The organism is Bradyrhizobium mercantei, assembly GCF_001982635.1.
Taxonomy (GTDB): domain Bacteria; phylum Pseudomonadota; class Alphaproteobacteria; order Rhizobiales; family Xanthobacteraceae; genus Bradyrhizobium; species Bradyrhizobium mercantei.
Map to the genome: position 1 here is coordinate 95,877 of NZ_MKFI01000008.1, position 12,086 is coordinate 107,962.

The 12,086-nt window shown below is 65.7% G+C and carries 8 protein-coding genes; 3 read left to right on the plus strand and 5 right to left on the minus strand.

The features are described 5' to 3' along the window. Window positions 1–82: 82 nt before the first annotated feature. The gene (locus BI327_RS33300) at window positions 83–826 is read left to right on the plus strand and encodes a sulfite exporter TauE/SafE family protein (protein WP_076865607.1); all 744 of its coding nucleotides are present in this window, start codon (window positions 83–85) and stop codon (window positions 824–826) included. Window positions 827–877: 51 nt separating this feature from the next. Here BI327_RS33300 and BI327_RS33305 read toward each other — a convergent pair whose 3' ends face one another. The 3 genes from BI327_RS33305 to BI327_RS33315 all read right to left on the minus strand — a co-directional run bounded on the left by BI327_RS33305 (window position 878) and on the right by BI327_RS33315 (window position 6,005). Continuing rightward, window positions 878–2,677 (minus strand): ABC transporter ATP-binding protein, encoded by a 1,800-nt coding sequence (locus BI327_RS33305; RefSeq protein WP_076865888.1) that lies wholly within the window; start codon window positions 2,675–2,677, stop codon window positions 878–880. Between the two features lie 362 nt (window positions 2,678–3,039). Then, window positions 3,040–4,629 (minus strand): DHA2 family efflux MFS transporter permease subunit, encoded by a 1,590-nt coding sequence (locus BI327_RS33310; protein ID WP_076865608.1) that lies wholly within the window; start codon window positions 4,627–4,629, stop codon window positions 3,040–3,042. 47 nt (window positions 4,630–4,676) lie between these two features. Further along, window positions 4,677–6,005 carry an HlyD family secretion protein gene (locus tag BI327_RS33315; RefSeq protein ID WP_076865609.1) on the minus strand — a complete coding sequence of 443 codons (1,329 nt, stop codon included), beginning with the start codon at window positions 6,003–6,005 and terminating at the stop codon, window positions 4,677–4,679. A gap of 188 nt (window positions 6,006–6,193) precedes the next feature. Between BI327_RS33315 and BI327_RS33320 the strand changes: the two genes are divergently transcribed. Further along, window positions 6,194–6,832 carry a TetR/AcrR family transcriptional regulator gene (locus BI327_RS33320; protein WP_076865610.1) on the plus strand — a complete coding sequence of 213 codons (639 nt, stop codon included), beginning with the start codon at window positions 6,194–6,196 and terminating at the stop codon, window positions 6,830–6,832. A gap of 195 nt (window positions 6,833–7,027) precedes the next feature. Continuing rightward, window positions 7,028–7,870, plus strand: a complete 843-nt coding sequence (locus BI327_RS33325; protein WP_076865611.1) for a GNAT family N-acetyltransferase — start codon at window positions 7,028–7,030, stop codon at window positions 7,868–7,870. Window positions 7,871–8,206: 336 nt separating this feature from the next. Here BI327_RS33325 and BI327_RS33330 read toward each other — a convergent pair whose 3' ends face one another. Then, complete coding sequence (locus BI327_RS33330; protein ID WP_076865612.1) at window positions 8,207–10,879, minus strand: flavin-containing monooxygenase; 2,673 nt, start codon at window positions 10,877–10,879, stop codon at window positions 8,207–8,209. A gap of 213 nt (window positions 10,880–11,092) precedes the next feature. Further along, window positions 11,093–11,974, minus strand: coding sequence for a L,D-transpeptidase (locus BI327_RS33335; RefSeq protein ID WP_076865613.1), 882 nt, complete (start codon window positions 11,972–11,974; stop codon window positions 11,093–11,095). Window positions 11,975–12,086: the final 112 nt, after the last annotated feature.

Genomic DNA, 12,086 nt, shown 5'->3' on the forward strand with positions numbered 1-12,086 from the left:
TGATGAGCCGCGATTTTGAAGTGTACCCACAGCCAGCGTCGTGTAAACGTCGCGGCAACGATCAAAAACAACGAGATGAGGAATGAACCCGGCGAGCTACGCCATCCTGTTCTTCGGCGCGCTTGCCGGCGGTTTCGTCTCCGGGCTCGCCGGCTTCGGCACCGCGCTGATGGCGCTCGGCATCTGGCTCTATGTGCTGCCGCCGACGCTGGCGGTACCGCTGGTGCTGGTCTGCTCGGTCATCGCGCAGGTTTCGACGCTGCCGTCGATCTGGAAGAGCATCGATTTCCGCCTGGTCTGGCCATTCGTCATCGGCGGCCTCGCCGGCGTGCCGATCGGCATCCTGCTGATCGCGCGAGCCGACCCCGAGGTCTTCAAGCTGACGGTCGGCGTTTTCCTGTTGTTGTTTCCAACCCTGCTGTTCCTGCAACGCAAGCCGATGTCGATTTCGTTCGGCGGCAAATGGGCCGACGGCGCGATCGGATTTGCCGGCGGCATCCTCGGCGGCCTCGCCGGACTGTCCGGCCCGCTGCCGATCCTGTGGGCGAGCGTGCGCGGCTGGGGCAAGCAGCAGCGCCGCGGCGTGTTCCAGATCTTCAACTTCACGATCCTGGCGGCCGCACTTCTGGTCCAGATCGCAAGCGGCCTGGTGAAACCCGAACTGATCTGGCTCGTGGCCTGCGCATTTCCGGGAACGCTGCTCGGCGCCTGGATCGGCGCCCGGCTCTATCACGCGCTCAGCGACCGCAATTTCTCCGACGTCGTGCTGGTGCTGCTGTTCCTCTCCGGCGTGGCGCTGGTGTGGAACGGGCTGGCTCCGAAATGACGCGTCGACGCGTGGCTGCCAGAGATCATCTGTCAACCACGCGCCATCGCTTTACTCCGCCGCGGCCTGACCGAACTCGGTCGCCTGACGCTCGAACAGCCCGCGATAGATGCCGCCCGGACGCGCGGCGAGCACCTCATGCGCCCCCTGCTCGACGACCTCGCCGCGATCGAACACCAGGATGCGATCCATGCTGCGCACGGTCGACAGCCGGTGTGCGATCACGATCGAGGTGCGGCCCTTCATCAGCCGCTCCATCGCCTGCTGGATCAGCGCCTCGGATTCCGAATCCAGGCTCGAGGTCGCCTCGTCCAGGATCAGGATCGGCGCATCGGCCAGGAAGGCGCGCGCCAGCGCCACGCGCTGCCGCTCGCCGCCGGACAGCTTGACGCCGCGCTCGCCCACCAGCGTGCCGTAGTCCTTCGGCAGCCGCATGATGAAGTCGTGCGCATTTGCAAGCCGCGCCGCCTGCTCGATCGCATCCCCGCTGGCGCCCGGCCGGCCGTAGGCGATGTTCTCCGCCAGCGTGCGGTGGAACAGGATCGGCTCCTGCTGCACGATCGCGATCTGGCTGCGGAGCGATTGCTGCGTCGCCTTGGCGATGTCCTGACCGTCGATCAGGATTGTGCCACCGGTGACGTCGTAGAGCCGCTGCACCAGCTTGACGAAGGTCGTCTTGCCGGAGCCGGAGCGCCCGACCAGGCCGACACGCTCGCCGGCGTCGATGTCGACCGACAGTCCGTCATAGAGCGGCCGGCGATGGCCGCCATAGTGGAACGTGACGTCGTCGAACACGATGCGGCCGCCCTCGATGTCGATCGGCCTCGCATTGTCAGCGTCGACAATGCCGAGCGGCTCGCCGTGGATCTGCACCAGCTCCTCCATGTCGTTCACCGAGCGCTGCAGATTGTTGATGTGCATGCCGACATCCCGCAGGTAGGCGTGGATGATGTAGTAGCTGGTCAAGACATAGGTGACGTCGCCCGGCGTGGCGCGGCCGGCCGCCCACAGCAGGATGGCGCCGCCGATCACCGACGCGCGGAAGCACAGCAGCACCAATAGCTGCGCCGTCGAGGTGTGGTTGTAGCGCAGCCAGGTCCGCCGCACCCGCCGCCGCCAGCGGCTGATGACGCCGTCGAGCCTGACATCCTCGCGCGTCTCGGCGCCGAACGACTTCACCACCGCGTTGCAGGTCAAGGCGTCGGCCAGCGTGCCGCCGACCTTGGTGTCCCACGCATTGGAGACCCGCGCGGCAGGCGCGACGTAGCGCACCTGGAACACCATGGTCATCGCGACATAGATCACCGAACCTACGGCAATCACCGCGCCGAGCTGCGGCCAATGCACGCCGAGCAGGATCATCGAGCCGAGCAGCACCACGACCGACGGCAGCAGCGCCATCAGGATGGTGTCGTTCAGCAGATCGAGCGCCCACATGCCGCGCGTGATCTTGCGCACGGTGGAGCCGGCGAACGAATTGGCGTGCCAGTCGGTCGAGAAGCGCTGCACGCGCATGAAGGCCTGCTGCCCGACATCGGACATCGTCTTCAGCGTGAACGGCACGATGGTCTGGATACCGACCAGCCGCAGCAGCAGCGACAGCGCGCCGAGGCCGACGATGGCGCCGAATGCGAGCAGCGCCGCATGGCGCGCGGCGGCGTCCGTCGCTCCCGCGGTCAGCGCGTCGACCAGATGGCCGGAAAACACCGGCATGAACAGGTCGGCCGCGGTCGCGCCGAGGAATCCGGCCGTGACCGCCGAGGCGCGGAGCGGCTGCTCCAGCCAATGGCGGAAGACGAAAGGCAGCACGATCCGGATCGCGGCCGGTCGCTTGGTCGTGAGAGAGCTCATGGCACATTCCGGCCACGCGTCTGTCGCGCCGGCCGGCTCCATCTGAGGCGACGTGCGGGCGGAATCCGGCCGCTGATGTCGCTGAGAACAATCGGTAACTTGTTGGGAAGTTTGGATGATCGGGACTTCGGCCCGATCAGCGCTGGGACCTAGTGCGCGAGGGCGCCCAGCAGAATCGAACGCGGGCGCACGGTCTGCGAAACAAACGACATCATGTGCATCTCCCCGGTTCGTGAAACGATGCGCTGCTTATAAATGCACCACGCGCGAATGGCAAGATGACAAGCGCGTGAGTGCGTCAATGTGTCGGTCGGGCAACGCTGTTCACGCGAACGGGTGCACACGGTGGAGACGCGATGCCTTCAATGCGCGTCGCCGCCGGCTGCGGTCATCGACGGCGGCTTGTTGACCAACAGCACGAGCAGGCTGAGCGCGACGTAGAACAGCGACAGCATGACGAAGGCGTCGCCATAGCCCATCACCGCGGCCTGCCGGTGCACGATCTGCGACAGCTGCTTCATCGCCATGATGGCGGAATCGCCCATGCCCTGCATGCGCTGGGTCAGCATGTTGAGGGTCTCGACCGCGGTGGTGTTGCCCCAGGTCACGCGGTCCTGCAGGCGGGAGATGTGCAGGTCGGTGCGGTCGTTGAGCACTTCGTTGATCACGGCGAGCCCGACCGCACCGCCGAGGTTGCGCATCAGGTTGAACAGGCCGGAGGCGTTCTTGACGCGATCCTGCGGCAGCGTGGCGAGCGCGATGTTGTTGGTCGGCACCATCGCACACATCATGCCGATGCCGCGCAGGATCTGCGGCAGCAGCAGCTCGTAGAAATCATAGTCGCGGGTGATCCAGGTCATCTGCCAGGAGCCGAGCGCGAAGGTGACGAGGCCGAAGGCGATGATGTAGCGCAGGTCGACCTTCTGCATCAGCCGGCCGACCACCGGCGCCATGAAGAACATGGTGACGCCGGAGACGAACATGGTCTCGCCGATCATCAGCGCGCTGTAGCCGCGGATCTCGGCGAGATAGCGCGGATAGACGTAGGTCAGGCCGTAGAGCCCGATGCCGATGCAGAACTGCAGCACGCAGCCGACCGCGAAGTTGCGGTTCTTGAAGGCATAGAGATCGACGATCGGCTCGTCCGCGGTCAACACCCGCCAGAAGAAGGCGACCGCCGAGACGAAGCCGATCGCGGCGCAGACCGCGACCGAGGTGTCCTGCAGCCATTCGTATTGCGGGCCTTCCTCGAGCACATATTCGAGCGAGCCGAGGAAGCCGCCCATGAAGATCAGGCCCCACCAGTCGAAGCGCTCGAGCAACGCGAAGTTCGGCTGGTCGAAATCGATCAGCCACAGCACGCCGATGGTGATGATCACGCCGGGCACGATGTTGATGAAGAAAAGCCAGTGCCACGACATCAAATCGGTAATGTAGCCGCCGACGGTCGGACCCACGGTCGGCGCCAGTGTCGCGACCAGGCCGATGATCGGCGCCACGATGTAGAATTTGGAGCGCGGGAAGATCGTGTAGGCCGAAGCAAACACGGTCGGGATCATGCCGGCACCGAGAAAGCCCTGCAGCGCGCGCCACAGGATCATCTGCTCGATCGAGGACGCGAAGCCGCACAGCAGGCTCGACGCGGTAAAGCCGAACGCCGAGATCGCAAACAGCAGCCGCGTGCCGAGCGCGCGCGACAGGAATCCCGACAGCGGGATCGCGATCACCTCGGCGATCAGATAGGCGGTCTGCACCCAGGACACTTCGGTCGAGGATGCCGACAGGCCGGCCTGGATCTCGGACAGCGAGGCCGACACGATCTGGATGTCCAGGATCGACATGAACATGCCGAACACCATGATGATGAAGGCGACCACCCGCTTGGGCTGGAGCCGCTCGGACTCCGAAGCGCCGGTCATCATCGAAGGCGAAGCTGTGGTCGCGTCGGCCATGGGCTCATCGGCTCCGAGCTCCGGACCGAGTCCGAAGCCTCAAGACGTCACTGCGGATGGATCATCATCGGCGCGTCGAGGTCGGTATCGGCGTCGGCATCGGCTGCGCCCTCGCGGGTGTCGACGGTGGTGTAGACCGACATGCCGGCGCGCAGCAGGCCCTGCTTGGCGACACTGGCAGGCACGCGGATGCGCACCGGCAGGCGCTGCACGATCTTGGTGAAGTTGCCGGTGGCGTTGTCGGGCGGCAGCAGCGTGAACACCGAGCCCGCCGCCGGCGAAATGCTGTCGACGATGCCGCTGAACTTGCGGAAGCCGTAGGCGTCGACCTTGATCGTCACCCGCTGCCCGGTGCGGATGCGCTTGAGCTGGGTCTCTTTGTAGTTGGCGTCGATGAAGACGCCGTCGAGCGGCACCACATTGCCGAGCCGCTGGCCGACCGTGATGTAGTCGCCGGTGTTGACCAGGCGGTTGGAGAAGGTGCCGTCGACCGGCGCGCGGACATTGGTGAATTCGAGATCGCGCTCTGCCTTGGCGAGCTGGGTCTGCAATTCGGCGAGCTGGGCACGGGCCTCGGCCTGCTGCGCCTTGGTGACCTCGACATTGTCCTTGGCGGCATCATAGGCCGCCTGCGCCGAGCGCACACTTGCGGCGCCCTGGTCGCGGCCGGCTTCCGAGACTTCGAAGGTGGCGCGCGAGGCAAAGCCCTTGGTGCTCAGCGCCTGCTGACGATCGTAGTCGAGATCGGCGCGCTTCAGGCCGGCCTGCGCGGAGACGAGCTGCGCCTGCGCCTGCTCGACCGAACTCACCGCCGCCGCGACCTGGCGGCCGATGCGCTCGATGGTCGCCTGCTGGGTCCCGATCCGGGTCCGCGCGGCGTCGACCGCGATGCGATAGTCGCCGTCATCGATCCGGAAGATCACGTCGCCGGCACGCACCAGCGAATTGTCGCCGGGCAGGATCGCCGCGATATGGCCCGCGACGCGGGCGCCGAGCATGGTGTTGTTGGCGCGGACATAGGCGTCGTCGGTCGAGACGTAGAAGCGCCCGATCATCAGGTAGTAAGCGGCGTAGCTCGCGGCCGCGAGCGCGAGCAGGCCGACAATGCCCATCAACACGAATCTGCGCTTGCCTGATTTCGGCGCTGCTGTGGCGGGCGAAGCCGCTGGCTGCGCGGGCGCGGAAGCGGGCGGCGCCTCAGCGGGACGCTTGTCGCCGGGACCTTTGGATTCAGGACCCTTGGATTCAGGACCCTTGGCTTCCTCGGCCCTCGCCTGCTCGCCGAGATCGGCGGATGCGTCGCGCGCCATCGCGTCCCCGGCCATCTCAGGCTCGGAACGAACAATGCGTGCAGCCTGATCTCGTGCTGCGGCCATAGCCGAGGCTCCCCAGAAAAAATCTTGACGCCCGCAATGGCGGAAAAAGGGCCGTGCGGCGCATCGTCACTCCATCAGTACCATTGACCGAACCGTTCGGTCAATCTACATTCCGCGTAGCAGTTTATAAGGCTTCGATTCTCCCCTTTCCGATTCCGGGTTGAGTTCTTTCGCGAGAAGCTAAATCAATGGTTGCAGTCCCCCGAACCTCGCTCCAGCCGGTCGCCGGCGAGGAGGAATCGTCGAAACGCCGCCAGATCCTGGACGGCGCCCGCAAGGTATTCCTGGAACTCGGTTTCGACGGCGCCAGCATGGGCGAGATCGCCCGCGCCGCCGCGGTCTCCAAGGGCACGCTCTACGTGTATTTCCCGGACAAGGCCGGGCTGTTCGCGGCGATCGTCGAGGAGGAAAAGCTCGAGCAGGGCAAGGTCGCCTTCAACTTCGATCCCGCGCGCGACGTCGACACCACCCTCCCCGAGTTCGGCCGCGCCTATGTCGCGGTGCTGTGCCGGCCCGGCGGCGGCTCCGCGATGCGCACCGTGATGGCGATCGCCGAGCGGATGCCCGAACTCGGCAGCCGATTCTATACCAACGTGATCGCCCATACAGTTAACCGCTTCGCCGCCTATCTCGAGGCGCGTGCCGCGCTCGGCGAGCTCGTGATCGACGATTACCAGCTCGCGGCCTGGCAATTCATGCAGATGTGCCAGGCGACGCTGTTCCAGGCGTTCATCTTCCAGGCCAGGCCGTCGCCCTCGCCCGAGCGGATCGCAACCGTGGTCGACAGTGCGACCCGCGTGTTCTTCGCCGCATACCGGCCGAAGTAGCCGGCGGACTCTCCCTTCGTCGTTGCGAGCCAACGGGTCGCGCGAACGCGCGCCCGATGACAGGCTCTGCGAAGCAATCCATGCTTCGATAGGCGCAGAGATGGATTGCTTCGTCGCTGCGCTCCTCGCAATGACGGGGACGCATTGGCGCGCTACGATGGCCATTGCGACGCCGATGCGAGGTAATCATCCGCCATGAACGACCTCACCATACGACACATGCGGCCGGACGAGATCGCACTCGCGGTGGACTGGGCTGCTGCCGAAGGGTGGAATCCCGGTCTCGCCGATGCGCCCTGCTTTGCCGCCGAGGACCCGCAGGGATTTTTCATCGGCGAGCTTGATGGCGAACCGGCCGCGGTGATCTCCTGCGTCAATTACGGTGCGCAGTTTTCCTTTCTCGGCTTCTACATCGTGCGTCCGGATCTGCGCGGCCGCGGCCATGGCCTGAAGATCTGGAATGCGGCCATCGCGCATGCGCACCCGCGCGTGATCGGGCTCGATGGCGTGGTGGCGCAGCGGGCGAACTACCAAAAGTCCGGCTTCGCGCTCGCTTACGCCAATGTGCGCTACGGCGGCAGCGTGGCGGCTCCGCCGGCGCCGAGCGGCGGCATCGTCGCGCTGAGCGACGTGCCTATGGCGCTGATCGAGGCCGACGACGCCACCGTATTTCCGGCGCGGCGCCCGGCCTTCCTGCGCGCCTGGATCAACACACTAGGACATCTCGGATGCGCACTGATGCGCGACGGTAAGCTGGCCGGCTGGGGCGTGATCCGTCCGTGCCGCACCGGCCGCAAGATCGGCCCGCTTGTCGCCGATGACCGCGCCGGCGCCGAGACGATCCTTTCGGCATTGCTCGCGAGCGCAGGTGGCGGCGAGATCTTCCTCGATGTCCCGGCGGTCAACCGCGACGCCGTCGCGCTGGCGCAAGGCCTCGGACTTTCACCTGTGTTCGAGACCGCGCGGATGTACACCGGCGCGATTCCGCCATTGCGGATCGATCGCGTGTTCGGCGTCACGACGTTCGAGCTCGGCTAGAGCAAGATGTAGCAGGCTGACACGTTCTCGCGGCTGACTGCTGCACCTCCCCCGCAGGCGGAGGGCTATCGCAGATGGCTGTCAGCGATGACGACGTCGAAACGTCGGCTACAGCAGCACGCAAGTGCCATGTGCCGCCTGGGGCGGGCGTGCGCCTGCGCAATTTCGGAATATTAGAAGAATATCCCTGAGTTGCCCGACCTGTCAAGTGGCATGGCGGAGCGCCGGCCGTCGCCGGCTCCTTTGCATGGGGTTGTTTTCGATATTTTCGCAACGCGCCTCCCCCGCAAGCGGGGGAGGGAGCGCATCCCTTTGCAGCTTCCGATCACTGCCGATCTAGTTCGCCGCAGCGTTGACCTCCGGCCGCGCCGCGTTGTCCTGCTCGATCTCCTCCGGCAGTCCGGCGAAACGCCTGAGCGCCTTCGCCATCTTCACGCGGCCGCTGACGCCGGTCATGATGACGTCGACCATCACGAACGACGAGTGGAAGTGGCCCTGCGCCTTGAGCTGCTCGACCTTGACGCCGGCCTTGGCGAGCGCGTCGCCATAGGCATTCCCCTCGTCGCGCAGCGGATCGAACTCCGCGGTCGCGATGAACGCCGGCGGCAGGCCTTCGAGCTTGCCGCGCAGCGGCGCGACGCGCGGATCGGTGCGGTCGGCCGGCGAGCAGTACCGGTCCCAGAACCAGAACATCAGGCCACGCGTCAGGAAGTAGCCGGCCGCGTTGTCGACATAGGACTGGCGGTCGAACGAGGAGTCGGTGACCGGGCAGATCAGGAGCTGGCCGGCGATCTCCGGCCCGCCGCGATCGCGCGCGAGCTGGCAGGTGACGGCCGCGATGTTGCCGCCGGCGCTCCAGCCCGCAACCAAGAGCGGACCTGCTTTGCCGCCGAGCTCGGCGGTGTGGGCTGCGATCCAGCGCGTCGCCGCGTAGCCGTCCTCGGCCGCAGCCGGGAAGCGATGCTCGGGCGCGTGGCGATAGCCGACGCTGACGATGATCATGCCGGTGCGCCGGCACAGGTCGCGGCAGAACGGGTCGTCCGACATCTCGTCGCCGAGCACCCAGCCGCCGCCGTGGAAGTACACCACGACCGGATGCGGCCCCGGCGTCGCCGGCCGGTAGAGCTTGTAGGGCAGCGGACCGTCCGCCCCCTGCAACATGCCGGTGCCGACCTCGCCGACCGGGCGGCCGGCCGGACGGCCCTTGTTGAACTCGGTGAGGAAGTCGCGCGCGCCCTGCGCCCCCATCGTCTCGAGCGGCGGCAGGTTCATCTCGCCCAGCAAATTCAACACCAGCCGCACGTCCGGCTGCAGGCGCACGATCTCGCCGTCATTACACTGCTCGGCAACGCCTGGACCCGAGAGCTTGAAGCCGAGCATGCCGCGGCCGACCACCTCGTTGCAGATGCTGCGATACGGCCCGACGCCGCCGGTATAGGGCATCACGCCCTGCGGCTTGCCGGGCACATTGGCGCCCGTGTACCAGGTGTTGGCGAGCCGATGCAGCGTCAGCGTCGCGCAATCGGCCATGTGCCGCTCCCAGCCGGCCTGCGCGGTCTCGGTCGCCTCCATCGTGGTGAAGCCGGCGTCGCGCAGCGCGGCGATGCGTTCGACCACCCAGTCGACATGCTGCTCGATCGAGACCGCCATGTTCGACAGCACCGACGGGCTGCCCGGACCGGTGATCATGAACAGATTGGGGAAGCCCGCGACGGTGACGCCGAGATAGGTCTGCGGTCCATGCGCCCAGACGTCCGACAGCGACTTGCCGCCACGGCCTGTGATCGGATGCACCGCCATGATGGCGCCGGTCATCGCGTCGAAACCAGTGGCGAACACGATGACGTCGACATCGAAGCTGCGCTTGTCGGTCGAGATGCCGCCACTGGTGATCGCCTTGATCGGCTCCTGCCGCAGGTTCACCAGCGTCACGTTCGGACGGTTGTAGGTCGCATAGTAATTGGTATCGAGGCAGGGACGCTTGGCGCCGAACGGATGATCATGCGGGGCGAGCGCCGCGGCGATCTCCGGATCCTTGACCACGGCGCCGATCTTCTCGCGGATCAGATCGGCGACCACCTTATTGCCGTCGACGTCGACCGCCTGGTCCGCCCAGAGCTGGGTCAGGATGTGGACGAGATCGCCCGCCGCCCACGCCTTCTCGAAGCGCTCGCGGCGTTCCGCATCGCTCAATTGCCAGCTCACCACGGTCTGTTGCGGATACGGCACGCCGGCCATCGACCAGCGCGCCTGCTCGCGATAGGCGGCGCGGTCGGTTTCGAAATAGGTCCTGCGATCCTCCGGCGCCGGGCCGTTGCCGGCAGGCAAGGCGAAGTTCGGCGTGCGCTGGAACACGGTGAGTTGCGCGGCCTGCTCGGCGATCAACGGGATCGACTGGATGCCCGACGATCCGGTGCCGATCACGGCGACGCGCTTGCCCTTCAGATCGACGCCCTGATGCGGCCAGCGGCCGGTGAAATAGATCTCGCCCTTGAAGTCCTTGACGCCGTCGATCTCCGGCGGCTTCGGCGACGACAGGCAGCCGGTCGCCATGATGTAGTGGCGGCACGAGACATTGGCGCCGTTGTTGGTCGAGATCAGCCAGCGCGATGTCGCATCGTCCCAGGTCGCCTGCGTGACCTTGGTGCCGAACCTGATATCGCGACGCAGATCGTAGCGGTCGGCGACGAAGCCGAGATAGCGCAGGATTTCCGGCTGGGTGGCGTATTTCTCCGACCAGGTCCATGCCTGATCGAGCTCGGGATCGAAGGTGTAGCTGTAATCGATGGTCTGGATGTCGCAGCGCGCGCCGGGATACCGGTTCCAGTACCAGGTGCCGCCGACATCGGCGCCCTCTTCGAGCGCAACCGCCGAGAAGCCCGCCTTGCGCAGCCGATGCAGCAGATAGAGACCGGCGAAACCGGCGCCGACGACCGCGACGTCGACTTGCTGCGTGGTTCCGCTGTGCGTGGAGTCCGAAGCGCGTGCTGCAACTGCTGCGTCTGGCATGCCATTCCTCCCGTATGTTTTGATTTGACGGAAGGCTAGCCCTGCGCTTTCAGTTTGTCATCACGACAAACGCAATCTGAGGTCGCCGCAATCGTGACGCCCGCAGTCTGGAGCAGGATGCGCAGCGCGTAGACGCAACTGGCTTGTCGCGAGCCAAACGCGCGCGAGATGTCTGCTGGTCCTCAATTGCAAACCGCGGACAGAAGGTTCGAGTCACTGGACCTCGGCCACCTTCTGTCCGGATGACGGCATCTGCGCGTTGGTTGCCGCGGGCCGGCTCGACAGCGATGCCGGGTCTGGCGATCGAGAGGCGGCGTCGGGCGTTGTCTGGGATGGTCGATGGGCTGCGCTTGCCGGAAGCACGATCACTTTCGCTCCGACTTTCACGCGCTCATACAGATCCACGACGTCGTCATTGGTCAACCGGATGCAGCCGGACGAAACCCGCTTCCCGATCGTATCGGGCTTGTTGGTGCCGTGAATTCTATATTCAGTATCGCCCAGATACATTGCCCGAGCGCCGAGCCGATTGCCGGGACCGCCCGCCATGAACCGCGGCAGATAAGGCTGACGCACAAGCATCTCTGCAGGCGGACGCCAATCCGGCCATTCCGTCTTGCGGGCCACGGTCTGTTCGCCGGACCATGTGAAACCTTCGCGGCCAACACCGATGCCGTAGCGCATCGCCTGCCTGTCGTTCAGAACGAGATAGAGGAATGTGCTTCCGGTATCGATCACGACGGTGCCTGGCGCTTGGTGACTGGCATAGTCGACCACCTGCCGAACATTTCTGCCGGGACCATCGGCGGCTTTGGGTGGTTCGACCAGAGGCGCCGGGGCCGAGACCGGAGCCGGAGCTGGGGCCGGGATTGCAGTCGCAGCCGGCGTTGCGACACGAACTGGAGTTGATGTGTGAGGTGGCGTTGACGGTGCCTGGACTTGCTGCGCAGACGGCTTGCGTATCGGTTGAACGCTCGCCGGGCGAGACAGCAAACCGTACCCCAAAGCAGCAGCGGCGATGACGCCAACTGCGACTCTTCCTGCCACCGGTAGTGCGAGCGCTTCTGTCTTTCCACGTTTGGCCCGCTTACCCATGTCTTTCCCCGGATTGCCATGCCCGGAGGAGGTACCCAGCAGATTTTAACAAACTTCGAACCGATTTCGCTCGGGCAGGAAATCATCAAGCGTCGTTAACGCCGACCCAGTC

Excerpts from the sequence above, each read along its gene's own strand:
- BI327_RS33330 (WP_076865612.1), bottom strand. The coding sequence starts at position 10,879 with ATGCCAGACGCAGCAGTTGCAGCACGCGCTTCGGACTCCACGCACAGC.
- BI327_RS33325 (WP_076865611.1), top strand. The coding sequence starts at position 7,028 with ATGAACGACCTCACCATACGACACATGCGGCCGGACGAGATCGCACTC.
- BI327_RS33320 (WP_076865610.1), top strand. The coding sequence starts at position 6,194 with ATGGTTGCAGTCCCCCGAACCTCGCTCCAGCCGGTCGCCGGCGAGGAG.
- BI327_RS33300 (WP_076865607.1), top strand. The coding sequence starts at position 83 with ATGAACCCGGCGAGCTACGCCATCCTGTTCTTCGGCGCGCTTGCCGGC.
- BI327_RS33310 (WP_076865608.1), bottom strand. The coding sequence starts at position 4,629 with ATGGCCGACGCGACCACAGCTTCGCCTTCGATGATGACCGGCGCTTCG.
- BI327_RS33305 (WP_076865888.1), bottom strand. The coding sequence starts at position 2,677 with ATGAGCTCTCTCACGACCAAGCGACCGGCCGCGATCCGGATCGTGCTG.
- BI327_RS33315 (WP_076865609.1), bottom strand. The coding sequence starts at position 6,005 with ATGGCCGCAGCACGAGATCAGGCTGCACGCATTGTTCGTTCCGAGCCT.
- BI327_RS33335 (WP_076865613.1), bottom strand. The coding sequence starts at position 11,974 with ATGGGTAAGCGGGCCAAACGTGGAAAGACAGAAGCGCTCGCACTACCG.